The 18631-nt window shown below is 59.4% G+C and carries 22 protein-coding genes; 17 read left to right on the top strand and 5 right to left on the bottom strand.

The features are described from left to right. The first annotated feature begins 68 nt into the window (after positions 1 to 68). Positions 69 to 803: a phosphoadenosine phosphosulfate reductase gene (gene cysH / locus ABLV64_RS11490; protein WP_004205586.1), complete on the top strand. Its 735-nt coding sequence runs from the start codon at positions 69 to 71 to the stop codon at positions 801 to 803. Between the two features lie 67 nt (positions 804 to 870). Here the strand turns inward: cysH and ABLV64_RS11485 are convergent, their stop codons facing one another. Beyond that, positions 871 to 1917 (bottom strand): aminopeptidase, encoded by a 1047-nt coding sequence (locus ABLV64_RS11485; protein WP_017899183.1) that lies wholly within the window; start codon positions 1915 to 1917, stop codon positions 871 to 873. 246 nt (positions 1918 to 2163) lie between these two features. Here ABLV64_RS11485 and cysG point away from each other — a divergent pair, with 246 nt between their 5' ends. From cysG to ABLV64_RS11430, 11 genes are all read left to right on the top strand, one after another. Next, on the top strand, positions 2164 to 3570 hold the full coding sequence (gene cysG, locus ABLV64_RS11480) for a siroheme synthase CysG (RefSeq protein ID WP_074194134.1): 1407 nt from the start codon (positions 2164 to 2166) through the stop codon (positions 3568 to 3570). Positions 3571 to 3579: 9 nt separating this feature from the next. Beyond that, entirely contained in the window at positions 3580 to 4488 is a 909-nt protein-coding gene (gene cysD, locus ABLV64_RS11475; protein ID WP_002915160.1) for a sulfate adenylyltransferase subunit CysD, read from the top strand. Positions 4489 to 4497: 9 nt separating this feature from the next. Further along, on the top strand, positions 4498 to 5925 hold the full coding sequence (gene cysN, locus ABLV64_RS11470) for a sulfate adenylyltransferase subunit CysN (protein ID WP_004205589.1): 1428 nt from the start codon (positions 4498 to 4500) through the stop codon (positions 5923 to 5925). Then, on the top strand, positions 5925 to 6530 hold the full coding sequence (cysC, locus tag ABLV64_RS11465) for an adenylyl-sulfate kinase (RefSeq protein WP_002915158.1): 606 nt from the start codon (positions 5925 to 5927) through the stop codon (positions 6528 to 6530). The genes cysN and cysC overlap by 1 nt, the downstream gene beginning before the upstream one ends. Positions 6531 to 6580: 50 nt before the next feature. Beyond that, on the top strand, positions 6581 to 6907 hold the full coding sequence (locus ABLV64_RS11460) for a DUF3561 family protein (RefSeq protein WP_004205590.1): 327 nt from the start codon (positions 6581 to 6583) through the stop codon (positions 6905 to 6907). A gap of 140 nt (positions 6908 to 7047) precedes the next feature. Beyond that, positions 7048 to 7365 (top strand): cell division protein FtsB, encoded by a 318-nt coding sequence (gene ftsB, locus ABLV64_RS11455; protein ID WP_002915156.1) that lies wholly within the window; start codon positions 7048 to 7050, stop codon positions 7363 to 7365. Between the two features lie 19 nt (positions 7366 to 7384). Beyond that, a complete protein-coding gene (gene ispD, locus ABLV64_RS11450) occupies positions 7385 to 8095 on the top strand; it encodes a 2-C-methyl-D-erythritol 4-phosphate cytidylyltransferase (RefSeq protein WP_017899180.1) in 711 nt (236 codons plus the stop codon). Further along, entirely contained in the window at positions 8095 to 8574 is a 480-nt protein-coding gene (gene ispF / locus ABLV64_RS11445) for a 2-C-methyl-D-erythritol 2,4-cyclodiphosphate synthase (RefSeq protein WP_004181093.1), read from the top strand. The genes ispD and ispF overlap by 1 nt, the downstream gene beginning before the upstream one ends. Continuing rightward, entirely contained in the window at positions 8571 to 9620 is a 1050-nt protein-coding gene (gene truD, locus ABLV64_RS11440; protein WP_004205599.1) for a tRNA pseudouridine(13) synthase TruD, read from the top strand. The genes ispF and truD overlap by 4 nt, the downstream gene beginning before the upstream one ends. Then, positions 9601 to 10362: a 5'/3'-nucleotidase SurE gene (gene surE, locus ABLV64_RS11435; RefSeq protein WP_004205600.1), complete on the top strand. Its 762-nt coding sequence runs from the start codon at positions 9601 to 9603 to the stop codon at positions 10360 to 10362. The genes truD and surE overlap by 20 nt, the downstream gene beginning before the upstream one ends. Next, positions 10356 to 10982 carry a protein-L-isoaspartate(D-aspartate) O-methyltransferase gene (locus ABLV64_RS11430; protein ID WP_004205602.1) on the top strand — a complete coding sequence of 209 codons (627 nt, stop codon included), beginning with the start codon at positions 10356 to 10358 and terminating at the stop codon, positions 10980 to 10982. The genes surE and ABLV64_RS11430 overlap by 7 nt, the downstream gene beginning before the upstream one ends. Before the next feature lie 103 nt (positions 10983 to 11085). On the opposite strand, the gene ABLV64_RS11425 is transcribed toward ABLV64_RS11430, so the two are convergent. Then, on the bottom strand, positions 11086 to 11217 hold the full coding sequence (locus ABLV64_RS11425) for a peptidase (RefSeq protein ID WP_224052236.1): 132 nt from the start codon (positions 11215 to 11217) through the stop codon (positions 11086 to 11088). Here ABLV64_RS11425 and nlpD point away from each other — a divergent pair. After that, positions 11159 to 12238 carry a murein hydrolase activator NlpD gene (gene nlpD / locus ABLV64_RS11420; protein WP_224052234.1) on the top strand — a complete coding sequence of 360 codons (1080 nt, stop codon included), beginning with the start codon at positions 11159 to 11161 and terminating at the stop codon, positions 12236 to 12238. The two genes, ABLV64_RS11425 and nlpD, sit on opposite strands and share 59 nt — an antisense overlap. 158 nt (positions 12239 to 12396) lie before the next feature. Then, on the top strand, positions 12397 to 13389 hold the full coding sequence (rpoS, locus tag ABLV64_RS11415) for an RNA polymerase sigma factor RpoS (RefSeq protein ID WP_002915106.1): 993 nt from the start codon (positions 12397 to 12399) through the stop codon (positions 13387 to 13389). A gap of 52 nt (positions 13390 to 13441) precedes the next feature. Here the strand turns inward: rpoS and ABLV64_RS11410 are convergent, their stop codons facing one another. Beyond that, a complete protein-coding gene (locus ABLV64_RS11410) occupies positions 13442 to 13819 on the bottom strand; it encodes a hypothetical protein (protein ID WP_017899177.1) in 378 nt (125 codons plus the stop codon). Next, complete coding sequence (locus tag ABLV64_RS11405; protein WP_080847555.1) at positions 13816 to 15018, bottom strand: MFS transporter; 1203 nt, start codon at positions 15016 to 15018, stop codon at positions 13816 to 13818. The genes ABLV64_RS11410 and ABLV64_RS11405 overlap by 4 nt, the downstream gene beginning before the upstream one ends. Before the next feature lie 108 nt (positions 15019 to 15126). Here ABLV64_RS11405 and ABLV64_RS11400 point away from each other — a divergent pair, with 108 nt between their 5' ends. Continuing rightward, positions 15127 to 16014 (top strand): LysR family transcriptional regulator, encoded by an 888-nt coding sequence (locus tag ABLV64_RS11400; protein ID WP_004205610.1) that lies wholly within the window; start codon positions 15127 to 15129, stop codon positions 16012 to 16014. Positions 16015 to 16022: 8 nt separating this feature from the next. On the opposite strand, the gene ABLV64_RS11395 is transcribed toward ABLV64_RS11400, so the two are convergent. Next, positions 16023 to 16430: a MarR family transcriptional regulator gene (locus tag ABLV64_RS11395; protein WP_004205611.1), complete on the bottom strand. Its 408-nt coding sequence runs from the start codon at positions 16428 to 16430 to the stop codon at positions 16023 to 16025. Between the two features lie 172 nt (positions 16431 to 16602). Here ABLV64_RS11395 and ABLV64_RS11390 point away from each other — a divergent pair, with 172 nt between their 5' ends. Then, positions 16603 to 17196, top strand: a complete 594-nt coding sequence (locus ABLV64_RS11390; protein WP_002915099.1) for a non-oxidative hydroxyarylic acid decarboxylases subunit B — start codon at positions 16603 to 16605, stop codon at positions 17194 to 17196. Next, positions 17196 to 18623, top strand: a complete 1428-nt coding sequence (locus ABLV64_RS11385) for a non-oxidative hydroxyarylic acid decarboxylases subunit C (protein ID WP_004205612.1) — start codon at positions 17196 to 17198, stop codon at positions 18621 to 18623. The genes ABLV64_RS11390 and ABLV64_RS11385 overlap by 1 nt, the downstream gene beginning before the upstream one ends. Positions 18624 to 18631: the final 8 nt, after the last annotated feature.

Below are 18631 nucleotides of genomic sequence, written 5' to 3'. Positions count from 1 at the left end.
CGGGCCTGTAAAACCCGTAGGCCGGGCAAACGCAGTGCCGCCCGGCAAAACAGGCAAACGAGGTTCTTATGTCCGTACTCGATCTAAACGCGCTTAATGCATTGCCGAAAGTGGAACGCATTCTGGCACTCGCGGAAACCAACGCCCAGCTGGAAAAGCTCGACGCCGAAGGGCGTGTGGCCTGGGCGCTGGAAAACCTGCCGGGAGACTATGTGCTGTCGTCAAGCTTTGGCATTCAGGCGGCGGTGAGTTTGCACCTGGTGAACCAGATCCGCCCGGACATTCCGGTGATCCTTACCGATACCGGTTACCTGTTCCCGGAAACCTACCAGTTTATTGATGAGCTGACGGACAAACTCAAGCTGAACCTGAAGGTCTACCGCGCGGCTGAAAGCGCGGCCTGGCAGGAGGCGCGCTACGGCAAGCTGTGGGAGCAGGGCGTTGAGGGCATTGAGAAATACAATGAGATCAACAAGGTTGAACCGATGAACCGGGCGCTGAAAGAGCTCAACGCGCAGACGTGGTTTGCCGGTCTGCGCCGCGAGCAGTCGGGCAGTCGGGCTACGCTTCCGGTGCTGGCGGTCCAGCGCGGGGTGTTCAAGGTGTTGCCGATTATCGACTGGGATAACCGGACGGTGTATCAGTACCTGCAAAAGCACGGGCTGAAATACCATCCGCTGTGGGATCAGGGCTATCTGTCGGTAGGCGATACCCACACCACCCGCAAATGGGAGCCGGGCATGGCAGAAGAAGAGACCCGGTTCTTCGGGCTTAAACGCGAGTGCGGATTGCACGAGGGTTAATAGCGCCTCCTGAGGGAAAGGTGTGCAAGAGAACACGCGGGTGATGCCGCGTGTTCATTTGCAGCCGTCAGCTTTTCTTCTCCACCTTCGCCAGCTCTTTCACCAGCGGCAGCATCACTTTCACGACATCGCGCCCGCGATGCTCGATCCGTCCCGGCAGCGCGTGGTCGATATACTGCTGATTATCCAGCTGCACGTCATGCCAGCTGATGCCCTGCGGGAAGCTGCGCGATTTGCTCCGCTGCTGATAGCCATCTTTCTTGCCTAATGACCAGTTGGTCGCTTCCACCGACAGCACCGGGATCCCCGCGTTGTCGAAGACGCTGGCGTCATTACAGCAGCTGGTGCCTTTCGGGTAAGCCGGATTGAGTCCCGGATTGGTGTAGGCGGCAATGCCTTTGCTGCGGGCGATAGCCAACGCGCGATCGCGGGTCAGCTTGCGTACCGAGGCCGGCGTGCGGCGGCCGCTGTTGAAGTAAAGCTTATCGCCTACCACCAGGTTATCGAGATTGATCACCAGCAGGGTATTTTTCTTTTCCGCCTCGCTCATCCGCTGCAGCAGGTTTTGCGCGCCGAGACGACCTTCCTCTTCGCCGCTGGTGGCGATAAAGCGAATGCCATAGCGGGTGGGGACGTTCTTTAAATGCTCCGCCAGCTCCAGCATCACCCCGAGCCCCATTGCGTTGTCGTCAATTCCCTGCAGCGTCAGGCCGCCGAGGTTGTTTTCGACGTCTTTATCGCTCTGCGGCGCGTAGGTATCAAGGTGGGCCATGATGATGATTTGCTGGCGAGACTGGCCTTCATGGGCGGCGATCACCGTACTGCCGGTGGCGTTATGCCAGTTTTTACGCTGGTTGCTGTCGGTATAGATGTAGCGGGTATTGAAGCTCCGCACGTCGCTCTGATAGCCCATCCGGGCGAACTGCTGGCGCAGATAGTCAGCTGAGAGCATTTCCGGGGGCGTTCCGGTCATACGTCCCGGGAAGACGGTGGCGATATGGCGAGCCTGACTACTGGCGGTGTCGCCCAGCGCGCAGAAGGCGGGGGCGGCGGCGAAAACAAAACCGGTGCCGAGCGCCAGCGGAAGCAGACGGCGGCACAACGCGGAAAACATAAGGGGTCCTTACACGAACGAGACAATTTGACGCGTACAGTATGAAACTGTGACCGCGGTTAAACAATTTCAATTGCTCTTAAATAGCGGAAAAATAGCGTGTTAAGCACTTTTTGATATTTGGATTTCCATCGCGTTATTCCTTTGTGTCACAACTCATTCCATTTCGTAATTTCATTTGCTCTAAGGCGCACCCTATAGTCGCAGTATCGCTGATTGTAAGAGAGTTGTTACCCCGTGGATTACTTGCCCCTTTTTGCCGAACTGAAACAAAGGCCCGTACTGGTGATCGGCGGCGGTGAGATTGCCGAGCGCAAGATCAAGTTCCTGCTGCGAGCCCAGGCGCAGGTGCAGGTGGTCGCCGGGACGTTGTCTCCGGCGCTGGCCGATCTGGCGGCGCGCCAGGCGCTTAGCTGGCGGGCGACGGAATTTAGCGACGCTCTGGTGGACGATGTCTTTCTGGTGATTGCCGCCACGGAGGACGAGGCGCTTAACCAGCGGGTGTTTGCGGCGGCTAACGCGCGCTACCGACTGGTCAACGTAGTGGATAACCAGGCGCTGTGCTCGTTTGTTTTCCCTTCTATCGTCGACCGTTCGCCGCTGCTGGTGGCGATCTCCTCCAGCGGGAAAGCGCCGGTGCTGTCGCGCATTCTGCGCGAAAAAATCGAAGCGCTGTTGCCGACGAACCTCGGGCGTCTGGCGGAATCGGCGAGCTACTGGCGCAACCATCTGAAAACCCGTCTGACGACCACCGAAGCGCGTCGCCGCTTTTGGGAGCGGGTCTTTACCGGTCGCTTCGCCAGCCTGATGGTGGCGGGCAACGCTGCGGAGGCGGAAAAGGCGCTGCAGGATGAGCTGGATAAGCCCGAACGCGAAACGGGTGAAATTATTCTGGTAGGGGCTGGACCGGGCGATGCCGGGCTGCTGACCCTGCGTGGCTTGCAGGCGATCCAGCAGGCGGACGTGGTTTTCCACGATCATCTGGTGACCCAGCCGGTTCTCGAGCTGGTGCGCCGCGATGCCGAGCTGGTTTGCGTCGGCAAACGCGCCGGCGAGCACTCGGTGCCGCAGCATGAAACCAATCAGCTGCTGGTGGAGGCGGCGAAGGCGGGGAAAACCGTCGTGCGCCTGAAGGGCGGCGATCCGTTTATTTTTGGCCGCGGCGCAGAAGAGCTGCAGGCTGCCGCCGAGGCGGGGATCCCGTTCCAGGTGGTGCCTGGCGTCACCGCAGCCGCCGGCGCGACGGCCTACGCCGGTATTCCGCTGACCCATCGCGATTATGCGCAAAGCGCCGTCTTTGTCACCGGCCACTATAAGCCGGACAGCGCCCCCTTCGACTGGTCGCTGCTGGCGAAGAGCCAACAAACGCTGGCGATTTACATGGGCACCATGAAGGCGGCGGAAATCAGCGCCCAGCTGATCGCCCACGGTCGCGACAGCGACACGCCGGTGGCGGTGATTTCCCGTGGCACCCGTGACGATCAGCAGACGATAACCGGCACATTGCAACAACTCGAACACCTGGCGAAAGACGCCCCGATGCCCGCCCTGCTGGTGGTCGGCGAAGTGGTGCAGCTGCATCAGCAGCTCGCCTGGTTTCAACATACATCATCCGCCGAGGGGTTTAATTCTTCGGTGGTCAATCTGGCTTAAGGAACGGTTATGGACCAAAAACGACTCACTCACCTGCGGCAACTGGAGGCGGAAAGCATCCATATTATTCGTGAGGTGGCCGCCGAATTTTCTAACCCGGTGATGATGTACTCCATCGGGAAAGATTCCAGCGTAATGCTGCATCTGGCGCGCAAAGCGTTTTATCCGGGAACCCTGCCGTTCCCGCTGCTGCACGTCGATACCGGCTGGAAATTCCGTGAGATGTATGAGTTCCGCGACCGTACCGCCAAAGCCTATGGCTGCGAGCTGCTGGTGCATAAAAACCCGGAAGGGGTGGCGATGGGCATTAACCCGTTCGTCCACGGCAGCGCCAAGCATACCGATATCATGAAAACCGAAGGGCTGAAGCAGGCGCTGAACAAATACGGCTTTGACGCCGCATTCGGCGGCGCGCGCCGTGATGAGGAGAAATCCCGCGCCAAAGAGCGCATCTACTCCTTCCGCGACCGCTTCCACCGCTGGGACCCGAAAAACCAGCGTCCGGAGCTGTGGCACAACTACAACGGCCAGATTAACAAAGGCGAAAGCATCCGCGTCTTCCCGCTCTCCAACTGGACCGAGCTGGATATCTGGCAGTACATCTATCTGGAAAACATCGAAATCGTGCCGCTGTATCTGGCCGCTGAGCGCCCGGTGCTGGAGCGCGACGGCATGCTGATGATGATCGATGACGACCGTATCGATCTGCAGCCGGGCGAAGTGATTGAAAAGCGGATGGTGCGTTTCCGTACCCTCGGCTGCTGGCCGCTGACCGGCGCAGTGGAGTCTGAAGCGCAAACGCTGCCGGAAATTATTGAAGAGATGCTGGTATCCACCACCAGCGAACGTCAGGGGCGCGTCATTGACCGCGACCAGGCCGGCTCGATGGAGCTGAAGAAACGTCAGGGGTATTTCTAAGGAGCCGCCATGAACACGACCATTGCCCAACAAATTGCTAATGAAGGCGGCGTAGAAGCTTATCTGCACGCGCAACAGCACAAGAGCCTGCTGCGTTTTCTGACCTGCGGCAGCGTCGATGACGGTAAAAGCACCCTGATTGGCCGTCTGCTGCACGATACCCGCCAGATCTATGAAGATCAGCTCTCTTCGCTGCATAACGACAGCAAGCGCCACGGCACCCAGGGCGAAAAACTGGACCTGGCGCTGCTGGTGGATGGCCTGCAGGCCGAGCGCGAGCAGGGCATCACCATCGACGTGGCCTATCGCTATTTCTCCACCGAGAAGCGCAAATTTATCATCGCTGACACCCCGGGGCACGAGCAGTACACCCGCAATATGGCCACCGGCGCGTCCACCTGCGATCTGGCGATCCTGCTGATCGACGCGCGCAAAGGCGTGCTGGATCAGACCCGCCGTCACAGCTTTATCTCCACCCTGCTGGGCATTAAACACCTGGTGGTGGCGGTCAACAAAATGGATCTCGTCGAGTTTAGCGAAGCGCGCTTCAACGAGATCCGTGAAGCTTACCTGACCTTTGCCGAGCAGCTGCCGGGCAACCTCGATATCCGCTTTGTACCGCTGTCGGCGCTGGAGGGCGATAACGTCGCCAGTCAGAGCGCGAACATGCCGTGGTACAGCGGCCCGACCCTGCTGGAAGTCCTCGAAACCGTGGAGATCCAACGGGTAGTAGAGAGCCAGCCGCTGCGCTTCCCGGTGCAGTATGTTAACCGTCCGAACCTCGATTTCCGCGGCTTCTCCGGTACGGTCGCCTCCGGCACCGTGCAGGTCGGCCAGCGCCTGAAGGTGCTGCCGTCGGGCGTCGAATCGAGCGTAGCGCGGATCGTCACCTTCGACGGCGATCTGCAGGAAGCCGCCGCCGGGGAAGCCATTACCATTGTGCTGAAAGATGAAATCGACATCAGCCGCGGCGACCTGCTGGTTGACGCGCAAGCCACGCTGCCGGCGGTGCAAAGCGCCAGCATCGACGTAGTATGGATGGCCGAGCAGGCGTTGACCCCGGGGCAGAGCTACGACATCAAAATCGCCGGTAAGAAGACCCGCGCCCGCGTGGACGCTATCCGTTACCAGGTGGATATTAACAACCTGACCCAGCGTGAAGTCGAGTCTCTGCCGCTGAACGGCATCGGGCTGGTGGAGCTGACCTTTGACGAACCTTTAGTGCTGGATCCGTATCAGCAAAACCCGGTGACCGGCGGGCTTATCTTTATCGATCGTCTGACCAACGTCACCGTCGGCGCCGGGATGGTCAACGAGCCGCACCTGCAGGCGTCGACGTCGGCATCGCAGTACAGCGCTTTCGAGCTGGAACTGAACCAGCTGATCCGCAAACACTTCCCGCACTGGGACGCCCGCGACCTGCTGGGAGGCAAATAATGGCCCAGCATGACGAAAACGTCGTCTGGCATGCCCACCCTGTGACCCAGCAGCAGCGGGAACAGCATCACGGCCATCGCGGCGTGGTGCTGTGGTTTACCGGCCTTTCGGGGTCGGGTAAATCCACCGTTGCCGGGGCGCTGGAGGAAGCCTTGCATGAGCGCGGCGTCAGCACCTATCTGCTGGACGGCGATAACGTGCGTCATGGCCTGTGCAGCGACCTGGGATTCAGCGATGAGGATCGCAAAGAGAACATTCGCCGCGTCGGTGAAGTGGCCAGGCTGATGGTCGATGCCGGGCTGGTTGTATTGACGGCATTTATATCTCCGCACCGCGCGGAGCGACAGATGGTGCGCGAGCGCCTGGGGGAGGGACGCTTTATCGAAGTGTTCGTCGATACCCCGCTGGCCATTTGCGAGGCGCGGGATCCGAAAGGATTGTATAAGAAGGCGCGGGCAGGGGAATTACGCAATTTTACCGGCATAGACTCGGTCTATGAGGCACCGGAAAAGGCGGAAATTCATCTGGATGGTGAACAATTGGTAACAAATTTGGTGCACCAACTATTAGACCTGCTGCAACAGAGCGATATTATCAGATCCTGAAACGGCAGCGGCATCGAGGGGTGCCGGTTGCCCGGTCTACAGGATTCGATATGCGCAATACCCAGAACCTCAGTATTATTCGTTCAGAACCGCCTCCGGCGACCGGCGACGAGACCACCTGGTCTTTGTCGGGCGCTGCCGTGGGCTTTATTTCATGGCTGCTGGCGCTGGGTATTCCCTTCCTTCTCTATGGCAGTAATACACTTTTCTTCCTCCTCTACACCTGGCCATTCTTCCTTGCGTTGATGCCAGTGGCGGTGGTGGTCGGTATTGCGCTGCACTCTCTGCTCAATGGCAAACTGCTCTATAGCGCCAGCGCGACCATCCTGACCGTCGGGCTGATGTTTGCGCTACTCTTCCTCTGGCTGTTGGGATAACCCGTTTCTGGTATGAATCAAGCATGGGTATCAGCGGCAAAAATATGGTACAGTCCCCGCGTTACGCGGCATCGTCCGCGCGCCCCGGTAGCGTACCCGGGCGAGTTTTGGGATGATGATGCCGTTTTTCAGGGGGCAGGATGGGTAAACTAACGCTGCTATTATTAGCTTTGCTGGTCTGGCTACAGTATTCGCTGTGGTTCGGTAAAAACGGCCTGCATGACTACACGCGGGTTAACGACGACGTCACCGCCCAGCAGGCGACTAACGCCAAATTAAAAGCACGCAACGATCAGCTGTTTGCCGAAATTGACGACCTCAACGGCGGTCAGGAAGCGATCGAGGAGCGTGCGCGCAATGAACTCAGCATGACCCGCCCGGGCGAAACCTTCTATCGTCTGGTACCGGATGCGTCTAAACGCAACCAGGCATCGGGGCAACAGCAGAACAATCGATAACCAGGCCCAGGATTACGACATGGCAGCCACTTTTCCGGGCATTTGCGCCGTGGTGCCGGCAGCCGGTTTTGGCCGCCGCATGCAAACGGAATGCCCGAAACAATATCTCTCAATCGGTAACAAAACGATTCTCGAACACGCGGTCGCCGCGCTGCTGGCGGATCCGCGCGTCCAGCGCGTGGTGATTGCCGTCAGCCCCGGCGATCGGCGCTTCAGCCAGCTGCCGCTGGCCCAGCACCCGCAAATTACCGTCGTGGATGGCGGCGCCGAGCGCGCCGATTCGGTACTCGCCGGCCTGCAGGCGTTACCGGAAGCGCAATGGGTGCTGGTGCATGACGCCGCGCGCCCCTGCCTGCATCAGGATGACCTCAGCCGCCTGCTGGCACTCTGTGAAACCAGCCGCGTCGGCGGGATCCTCGCGGCCCCGGTGCGCGACACCATGAAGCGCGCCGAGCCGGGCAAAACCGCCGTCGCCCATACCGTCGATCGTAATGACCTGTGGCACGCGCTCACCCCGCAATTTTTCCCTCGCGAGCTGCTGGTGGATTGCCTCACCCGGGCGCTGAACGAGGGGGCCACCATCACCGATGAAGCCTCGGCGCTGGAGTATTGCGGCTTCCATCCGCAGCTGGTCGCCGGACGCGCTGATAATATTAAAGTGACGCGCCCGGAAGATCTGGCGCTGGCGGAATTTTACCTCACCCGTTCCCGACACCAGGAGAAAGCTTAATGCGAATTGGACATGGTTTTGACGTACACGCTTTTGGCGGTGAAGGCCCAATCATCATTGGCGGGGTACGCATTCCTTATGAAAAAGGGCTGCTGGCCCACTCCGACGGCGACGTCGCGCTGCATGCGCTGACCGACGCGCTGCTGGGCGCTGCGGCGCTCGGCGATATTGGCAAGCTGTTCCCGGATACCGATCCGGCGTTTAAAGGCGCCGACAGCCGCGAACTGCTGCGCGAAGCGTGGCGCCGCATTCAGGCCAAAGGCTATACGCTCGGCAACGTCGACGTCACCATTATCGCCCAGGCACCGAAAATGCTGCCGCATATCCCGCAAATGCGTGTCTTTATCGCTGAAGATCTCGGCTGCCATATGGACGACGTCAACGTGAAAGCGACCACCACCGAGAAGCTGGGCTTCACCGGCCGCGGGGAAGGGATCGCCTGCGAAGCGGTCGCGCTGCTGCGTAAGGCCGACAAATGATCGCCTTTGACCAACTGACCTGGCTGCACGGCAAGCCGCAGAGCAGCGGGCTGCTGAAAGCCAATCCGGAAGATTTTCTGGTAGTGGAAGACCTGGGCTTTGCCCCGGACGGCGAAGGCGAGCACGTGCTGGTGCGGATCCTTAAAAACGGCTGCAATACGCGCTTTGTCGCCGACGCGCTGGCGAAATTCCTCAAAATCCATGCCCGTGAAGTGAGCTTCGCCGGGCAAAAAGATAAGCACGCCGTCACCGAGCAGTGGCTGTGCGCTCGGGTGCCTGGCAAAGAGATGCCGGATCTGAGCAAATTTCAGCTTGAGGGCTGCCAGGTACTGGAATATGCCCGCCATAAGCGTAAGCTGCGATTAGGCGCGCTGAAGGGCAACCAGTTTACCCTGATCCTGCGCGAGATTAGCGATCGCCAGGAAGTGGAGACGCGTCTGCAGGCCATCGCTGAACGGGGCGTGCCGAACTATTTCGGCGCTCAGCGCTTCGGCATTGGCGGCAGTAACCTGCAGGGCGCGCTGCGCTGGGCGGAGAGCGGTGCGCCGGTGCGCGATCGCAATAAGCGCAGTTTTTGGTTGTCGGCGGCCCGCAGCGCGTTGTTTAATCAGCAAGTCAGTATTAGATTAAAAAAAACGGAATTTAATCAGGTTGTTGATGGCGATGCGCTACAATTAGCGGGGCGTGGGAGCTGGTTTGTCGTCACACCGGAAGAACTCGAGGTTTCGCAGGCGCGGGTGCACAACCGCGAACTGATGATCACGGCTGCGCTACCGGGCAGCGGCGACTGGGGAAGCCAGCGCGACGCCCTGGCCGCCGAGCAGGCCGCCATCGCCGAGGAAACCTCGCTGCAGACACTGTTGGTGCGGGAGAAAGTCGAGGCGGCGCGCCGGGCGATGCTCCTCTATCCGCAGCAGTTGAGCTGGAACTGGTGGGATGATGTAACCGTTGAACTGCGTTTCTGGCTGCCGGCGGGCAGCTTCGCCACCAGCGTGGTCAGGGAGCTTATCAATACAACGGGTGACTATGCGAATATTGCTGAGTAACGATGACGGGATCCATGCGCCGGGGATACAGACCCTGGCGAAGGCCTTAAGGGAGTTTGCCGAGGTCCAGGTGGTTGCACCCGATCGTAACCGCAGCGGGGCTTCGAATTCGCTGACGCTGGAATCGTCATTGCGCACCTTTACCTATGAAAATGGCGATATCGCCGTCCAGATGGGGACGCCGACGGACTGCGTCTACCTTGGCGTGAACGCGCTGATGCGCCCGCGCCCGGACATCGTCGTTTCCGGCATCAACGCCGGACCCAACCTGGGCGATGACGTCATTTACTCCGGCACCGTGGCGGCGGCGATGGAAGGCCGCCATCTGGGGTTCCCCGCGCTGGCCGTGTCGCTCAATGGCTATCAACACTACGACACCGCCGCGGCGGTGACCTGTACTCTCCTGCGCGGACTCAGCCGTGAACCGCTGCGCACCGGGCGGATCCTCAACGTCAATGTCCCGGACCTGCCCCTTGACCAGATCAAAGGCATCCGCGTGACCCGCTGCGGCAACCGCCATCCTGCCGATCAGGTGATCCCGCAAAAGGATCCGCGCGGCAATACCCTGTACTGGATAGGCCCGCCGGGCGATAAGCGCGACGCCGGGCCGGGCACCGATTTTGCGGCAGTGGATGAAGGCTATGTTTCCGTTACGCCATTGCACGTCGATTTAACCGCCCATCAGGCGCATGAGGTGGTCACCGATTGGCTGGAACGTGTCGGGGTTGACAGGCAATGGTAAGTAAACGTGTTGAAAGTTTGTTGAATCAACTGCGCACGCAGGGCATCGTCGATGAACGTGTCCTCGAGGCGATCGCGCGCGTCCCGCGCGAAAAGTTTGTTGATGAAGCCTTTGAACATAAAGCGTGGGAAAACACCGCGCTGCCGATTGGCCAGGGGCAAACCATCTCCCAGCCGTACATGGTGGCGCGGATGACCGAGCTGCTGACGTTGACGCCGGAGTCGCGGGTGCTGGAGATCGGCACCGGTTCCGGTTACCAGACGGCCATCCTGGCGCATCTGGTGCATCACGTTTGCTCGGTAGAGCGAATTAAGAGTTTACAGTGGCAGGCGCGTCGTCGCCTGAAACAACTTGATTTACATAATGTTTCAACCCGTCATGGCGATGGGTGGCAAGGTTGGCAGGCGCGGGCGCCGTTTGATGCCATTATTGTGACGGCGGCGCCGCCGGAAATACCGACCGCGCTGCTGGCGCAGCTGGATGACGACGGCGTGCTGGTACTGCCGGTTGGCGAGGAGCATCAGTTTCTCAAACGGATCCGTCGCCGGGGCAACGAATTTATCATTGATACCGTCGAGGCCGTTCGCTTTGTTCCCCTGGTGAAAGGGGAGCTGGCCTGAGACCCGGATTATTCCAGGTTTTTTTTGCCTGACTTTAGGCGTAGGGTGGACACATTTTTCAGTGTCCTGGCCGGGCGTCGCCCGGTAAGCAAGATATTGGCAGTTAACATATTCCTGGGGGATAAATGAGCGCGGGAAGCACCAAATTTACCGTCAGCCGTATTGCGGCTCTTTCACTGGTTTCACTCTGGCTGGCCGGATGTACCAACACCAATAATCCGCCTGCGCCGGTCAGCTCTGCCGGCGGCGCCGCCTCTTCCAGCACCAACTCCGGCATGTTGATTACGCCGCCATCCTCCGGCGTCAAGTCTGCTCCTCAGGCGCAGCCGATCCAGCCGGTACAGACCCAGACCATTCAGCCGCAGCCAATGGCGCAGGAGCCGGTGCAGACGGTGAATGGCAAGATCGTTTACAACCGCAAATATGGCGATATTCCGAAAGGTAGCTATACCGGCGGCAGTACCTATACGGTCAAACGCGGCGACACGCTGTTCTATATCGCCTGGGTCACCGGCAACGATTTCCGTGACCTGGCGCAACGCAACAATGTCCCGGCCCCGTACGCCCTGAACGTCGGCCAGGTGCTGCAGGTCGGCAACGCTTCAGGCCAGCCGATCACCGGTGAAAATGCCGTTTCTCAGGCCAGCGCAAGGGCGAGCGGCGGTGCGACGGCCACCACAACTTCTGCACAAAAATCGACCGCGGTGGTTGCTTCACAACCGACTATTACGTATTCTGAATCCTCAGGTGAACAAAGTGCTACCAAGATGTTGCCTAATAATAAACCAGCGACCACGACCTCGACGGTCGTCGCGCCGGTGACGGCACCAACAACGGTGAGCACAACCCAGCCGACTGCAAGCAGTACGTCAACCAGTTCGCCGATCTCATCATGGCGCTGGCCGACTGATGGCAAAGTTATCGAGAACTTTAGTGGCGCGGAAGGCGGCAATAAAGGTATCGACATTGCAGGCAGTAAGGGACAGGCTATTGTCGCGACCGCCGATGGGCGCGTCGTCTATGCCGGTAACGCACTGCGCGGCTACGGTAATCTTATTATCATCAAACACAACGATGATTACCTGAGTGCCTACGCTCATAACGATACCATGCTGGTTCGGGAGCAACAGGAAGTCAAAGCGGGGCAGAAAATCGCTACCATGGGTAGCACCGGAACCAGCTCAACAAGATTACATTTTGAAATTCGTTACAAGGGGAAATCCGTCAACCCGCTGCAGTACTTACCGCAGCGATAATTTGGCAAAGTACGGATAAGCGAAGCATTAGCTAACAGGCGCCAGGGCGGTGTCTATGCGCCTCTCGCAGAGAGGAGTAGGGGAAATCGTCCTGGCGTCTTTTGTTGATGCGCCGTGGAAGGTGCTTTGCTCAGGGATCACGGGTAGGAGCCACCTTTATGAGTCAGAATACGCTGAAAGTTCATGATTTAAATGAAGACGCGGAATTTGATGAGAACGGAATTGAGGTTTTCGACGAGAAGGCCTTAGTAGAAGAGGAACCCAGTGATAGCGATCTGGCTGAGGAAGAGCTGCTGTCGCAAGGCGCAACGCAACGCGTGCTTGACGCCACTCAGCTTTATCTTGGAGAGATTGGTTATTCCCCACTGCTGACCGCGGAAGAGGAAGTCTATTTCGCGCGTCGCGCACTGCGTGGTGATGTCGCTTCACGCCGTCGCATGATTGAAAGCAACCTGCGTCTGGTGGTGAAGATTGCCCGTCGTTACAGCAATCGTGGTCTGGCGCTGCTGGATCTGATTGAAGAAGGTAACCTCGGCCTGATCCGCGCCGTTGAGAAGTTTGACCCGGAACGTGGGTTCCGTTTTTCGACCTATGCGACCTGGTGGATCCGCCAGACCATTGAACGGGCGATCATGAACCAAACCCGTACGATCCGTTTGCCGATCCACATTGTCAAAGAGCTGAACGTCTATCTGCGTACCGCGCGCGAGTTGTCCCATAAGCTGGACCACGAGCCGAGCGCGGAAGAGATTGCCGAACAGCTGGACAAACCGGTCGATGACGTCAGCCGTATGCTGCGTCTGAACGAGCGCATCACCTCGGTGGATACCCCGCTGGGTGGCGATTCAGAAAAAGCGCTGCTGGATATTCTGGCCGATGAGAAAGAGAACGGCCCGGAAGACACCACGCAGGACGATGATATGAAACAAAGCATCGTTAAATGGCTGTTCGAACTGAACGCCAAGCAGCGTGAGGTTCTGGCGCGTCGTTTCGGTCTGCTGGGTTATGAAGCCGCCACCCTGGAAGATGTGGGCCGTGAAATTGGCCTCACCCGCGAGCGTGTGCGTCAGATCCAGGTGGAAGGTCTGCGTCGTCTGCGGGAAATTCTGCAGGGGCAAGGACTGAATATCGAAGCGCTCTTCCGCGAATAAGATCTTTTCTCTCAAAAAGGCCCCCTCGAAAGTCGGGGCCTTTTTCTTTGCGCTAGCCGCGGCGGGTTTCCTGCAGATGGCGCCAGACAATTTTCCCTTCCGCTTGCTGAAAAATCGCCGTCGACCAGCGTACGTTCTCACTGCCATCCGCCAGCGTTTGGCGTTCACGGTATAGCACGGCGGCGCCGTCGTGCCACTCGCTGATGATTTTCGTCTGATCCACCACGATGTGTAATCCCGGACGGCTTGCGCCCGCCTGGTGGAAAAAACGGCTCACCGTCGGGTAGTCCATCTTCTCGCCGCTCAGAGGGATCATAGTGAATTCGGCGGCAAAACGGCTCATCAGCGCCTCAGCGCTCCCTTCCCCCTGGCTTAACCAGCGTTCGATAAGGACATGGGCGTCGAGGACTTCCTGCAGATACGGGTTCATGACTTCTCCAGAGTGGTGTGCAGGCGATGGATAATCGCCCGATTATTCAGCCGCAGGCAACACAGCAGCGGCAACAGGGTTATGGCGGCGGCGCAGCTAAACGCGCCTTGCCAGGCGTAGGCCGGCGGGAATATCCTCAGTAGCAGAGCGAGCAGCGCGCTGCCGGCAAAGAAGCTGAGCTGGCGGTTAAGGTTCCACAGCGCGCTGGCGTCAGGCATCTCTTCGCCAGGCGTATGCAGGAAAGCGCTGCTTTGCGCGGTGCTGCTGCATAAGCTGCCTCCGCCGCCCATCAGCGTAAAGGCCAGAATCAACAGCGCCAGCGGGCTGTGCGCATCGACCTGCAGCAGCAGCAGGATCCCTGCCGCCTGAAGCAGGCAGCCGACTATCACCAGAGGCCGCGGTCCGAAGCGGTTGAAATACCTGCCGGTAAAGGTGATGGCGACAAACGAGGCCAGCGACCAGGGCACCATCAGGGCGCCAATGGCCCCCGGCGCCATCCCGGTGACGCGTTGCAGGTAGAACATTCCCACGACGTTGACGCCAATAAACATTCCCGGTACGCAGAGATAAATAAGCATGGCGAAGCGCAGGAGAGGATCGGCCAGCAACGACAGCGGGAGCAAGCGGGCCGGCCGGACAGGGGCGGAGGTGTCGTTCAGCCATCGCGCCGCCAGCATAAAGGTAAGCAGGGCGACAGGCAGGCTGGCGAAAAAGACCCAGCGCCAGCTGAAGGCCTGGACTAGCAGACCGCCGATCGCCGGCGAGCAGGCGGGCGCCAGCAGGCCGACCAGCATCACCGCCGCCGATAGCTTCGCCCGCTCCTGCGGCTGAAACAGCGGCCAGGTCAGCGCCTGACCGAGGGGGATTAGCAGCCCGCCGCCCATCCCCTGCAACGTCCGCCAGAAAATCAGCGCACCCAGGCTGTGGGCCAGCCCTGATGCCAGCGCGCCGAGGCTGAACAGCCCCAGCGAGAGTAAAAACAGCCGTTTTGGTCCACAGCGCTGGCTGAGCCAGGCGCTGAACGGCACGACGATCGTCAGGCCAAGAATATAGGCATTGCTGACCCACGCCAGCTGCGAGACGGATACCGCCAGCGCGTGGCTGATAGCCGGGAAGGCGATGCTGGCGATAAACATATTGATTAAGTCGAGAAAAAAGCCGAACAGAAAAACGGTGGCAACGCGGTGGCGATAGGTCATGATTCACTCCCTCAGACAGGCGGCTACTGTAAACCCGGCGCCACGGGGGATAAACGGGGTGAATCGGGATATACTGTCTGAATATTTTTGACAATCATCCGGACGACGATGCTAAACCTTCAGCGCGTGACCATGTTTATCGCCGTGGTGGACGCCGGCAGCTTCACCCAGGCCGCCGCGGCGCTGGGGCAGACCAAAGCGGTGGTCAGCTTTAACGTAAGGCAACTGGAAAATGAGCTGGGGGTGACCCTGCTGCTGCGCTCGACGCGACGTCTGCGGCTCACTGACGCCGGGGCGCTGTTCTATCAGCGTGGGGTGGCGCTGCTGAAAGCGGCGGAAAATCTGCAGGATGAGGTTCGGGCCAGCCATAGCGGTTTAAGCGGAGAGCTGCGGATCACCACCACGCCGGAGTATGGCGCACAGGTTATCATCCCGGCGCTGGCGGCGTTTTCCCGTCATCATCCGGCGTTACGGGTGCGGCACGTCTCGTCCTCCCATCATGCGGATCTTATCTCCGAACGATTTGACGTGGCGATACGCCTCGGCACGTTGGCCGATTCCCGCTACCGGGCGACGCGGATTGCCAGTTTTGCGATCCTGCCCGTCGCCTCACCGGCCTGGCTGGCGAGCCATCCGCTGCAGACGCTGTCCGATCTGGCGCAAGCTGACTGGATTATTCACGAGCGTCTGCCGGCGCCGCTGCGCTGGCAGCTGCGAACGGATGAACAGGCAGAGGTGGATTTTACGATAGTCAACGCGCCACGGTTTTCAGCCGACAGCGCCACGGCGCTGATGAGCTTTGCTCTGGCCGGATGCGGCGTCGCTTTGCTGCCTGCCTGGCTGGTGGCCGGGAAACTGGCGCAGCGGGAGCTGGTGGCTGTCCTGCCGGAATACCATTTCCCGCCGCAGGGCGTTTATGCCCTTTTTCCCGATGCGCAGCATATGCCGACCCGGGTGCGGGCGTTTATCGACTTTCTGCGTGAGCAGCTCGACTAGGCGCTTGCTCAGGGAACCATCATCTTACGCACCAGCCGGGAGAACTGCTCGCGTTCATCATCGCTCAGGCGGCCGAGAAACTCGTCATCGACCTCATTGCCTTGCGGAATGGAACGGTTAAGCAGCGCCTCGCCTTCGTCGGTCAGAAAGACAAAACGGCGGCGTTTATCGGCCGGATCGTGCTCCCGGCGCACCAGGCCGCGCGCTTCCATCCGGCTGAGCATCTCCGCCAGCGTGGCCTTAGTACTGACCGCCGCTTCAATCAGCACCACCTGTTCGATCCCCGGCTGCTCGGCAACCGAGCGCATCACCGCATACTGAGGCTTAGTCAGGTCCGGTAACGCCTGCTGCCAGCGGGCGGTATGTTGTTGAAAAAGCTGGCGCAGCAGGTGGAATGCTTCGTTTCGTAACTCCATGAATACTCCGTAACAAAACTGTCACCTCTATGATAGCTGTTCGTACGCCTTTTTATACCTTTTCCCTGTTTGATTAAAAATGCGCACGTATACGAACGATCTTGTTATTTGAATCAGGAAGGGGTAATTTAAACATAAAGTTCGTGTACGAACAAAGTGAATGAGGTGTGGAATGAAACTGATTATTGGGATGACGGGGGCCACCGGGGCTCCGCTTGGGGTGGCATTGCTGCAGGCGCTGCGCGATATGCCGGAGGTGGAAACCCATCTGGTGATGTCGAAATGGGCCAAAACCACCATCGAGCTGGAAACGCCGTGGACGGCACGGGAAGTGGCCGCGCTGGCGGACTTTTCCCACAGCCCGGCCGACCAGGCCGCCACCATCTCATCAGGTTCATTTCGCACCGACGGCATGATCGTTATTCCCTGCAGTATGAAGACGCTGGCGGGCATTCGCGCGGGCTATGCCGAAGGGCTGGTGGGCCGCGCGGCGGACGTGGTGCTTAAAGAGGGGCGCAAGCTGGTGCTGGTCCCGCGGGAAATGCCGCTCAGCACGATCCATCTGGAGAACATGCTGGCGCTGTCCCGGATGGGCGTGGCGATGGTGCCGCCGATGCCGGCTTACTACAACCACCCGGAAACGGTTGACGATATCACCAACCATATTGTGACCCGGGTGTTGGATCAGTTTGGCCTCGACTACCACAAGGCGCGCCGCTGGAACGGCTTGCGTACGGCAGAACAATTTGCACAGGAGATCGAATAATGGCTTTTGATGATTTGCGCAGCTTTTTGCAGGCACTGGATGACCAGGGACAACTGCTGAAAATCAGTGAAGAGGTGAACGCTGAGCCAGACCTGGCGGCGGCGGCCAATGCCACCGGACGCATCGGCGACGGCGCCCCGGCGCTGTGGTTCGATAATATTCGCGGCTTTACCGACGCCCGGGTGACGATGAACACCATCGGCTCGTGGCAGAACCATGCCATCTCGCTGGGCCTGCCGCCCAACACGCCGGTGAAAAAGCAGATTGATGAATTCATCCGCCGTTGGGATAACTTCCCGGTGACGCCAGAGCGCCGCGCCAACCCGGCATGGGCGGAAAACACCGTGGATGGCGACGATATCAACCTGTTCGATATTCTGCCGCTGTTCCGCCTCAACGATGGCGATGGCGGGTTTTACCTCGACAAAGCCTGTGTCGTTTCGCGCGATCCGCTTGACCCTGACAACTTCGGTAAGCAAAACGTCGGTATCTACCGTATGGAAGTGAAAGGTAAGCGCAAGCTCGGCCTGCAGCCGGTGCCGATGCACGATATCGCCCTGCATCTGCATAAGGCGGAAGAGCGCGGGGAAGACCTGCCGATCGCCATTACCCTCGGTAACGACCCGATTATCACCCTGATGGGCGCCACGCCGCTGAAATACGATCAGTCAGAATATGAAATGGCCGGCGCGCTGCGCGAGAGCCCGTATCCCATCGCCACCGCGCCGCTGACCGGCTTTGACGTGCCCTGGGGTTCGGAAGTGATCCTCGAAGGGGTGATTGAAGGCCGCAAGCGTGAGATAGAGGGGCCGTTCGGTGAGTTTACCGGCCACTACTCCGGCGGTCGTAACATGACGGTAGTGCGCATCGACAAAGTCTCGTATCGCAGCAAACCGATTTTTGAATCGCTCTATCTCGGTATGCCATGGACCGAAATCGACTATCTGATGGGCCCGGCCACCTGCGTGCCGCTGTATCAGCAGCTGAAGGCAGAGTTTCCGGAAGTGCAGGCGGTCAACGCCATGTACACCCACGGTCTGCTGGCGATCATCTCCACCAAAAAACGCTACGGCGGCTTTGCCCGCGCGGTGGGACTGCGGGCGATGACCACTCCCCACGGCCTCGGCTATGTGAAGATGGTGATTATGGTTGATGAAGACGTCGACCCGTTCAACCTGCCGCAGGTGATGTGGGCGCTCTCCTCTAAGGTTAACCCGGCGGGAGACCTGGTGCAGTTGCCGAACATGTCGGTCCTTGAACTTGATCCAGGCTCCAGCCCGGCGGGCATCACCGACAAACTCATTATCGACGCCACCACCCCGGTTGCGCCGGACCTACGCGGCCACTACAGCCAGCCGGTGCAGGATCTGCCGGAAACCAAAGCCTGGGCTGAAAAACTGACCGCCATGCTGGCCAACCGTAAATAAGGAGAAGA

Origin of the sequence: Klebsiella sp. JB_Kp031 (genome assembly GCF_040064295.1) — a bacterium.
GTDB classification, from domain to species: Bacteria; Pseudomonadota; Gammaproteobacteria; order Enterobacterales; family Enterobacteriaceae; genus Klebsiella; species Klebsiella quasipneumoniae.
Note: the sequence above shows the minus strand (reverse complement) of the source record. Positions and strands in the feature narration are given on the sequence as shown.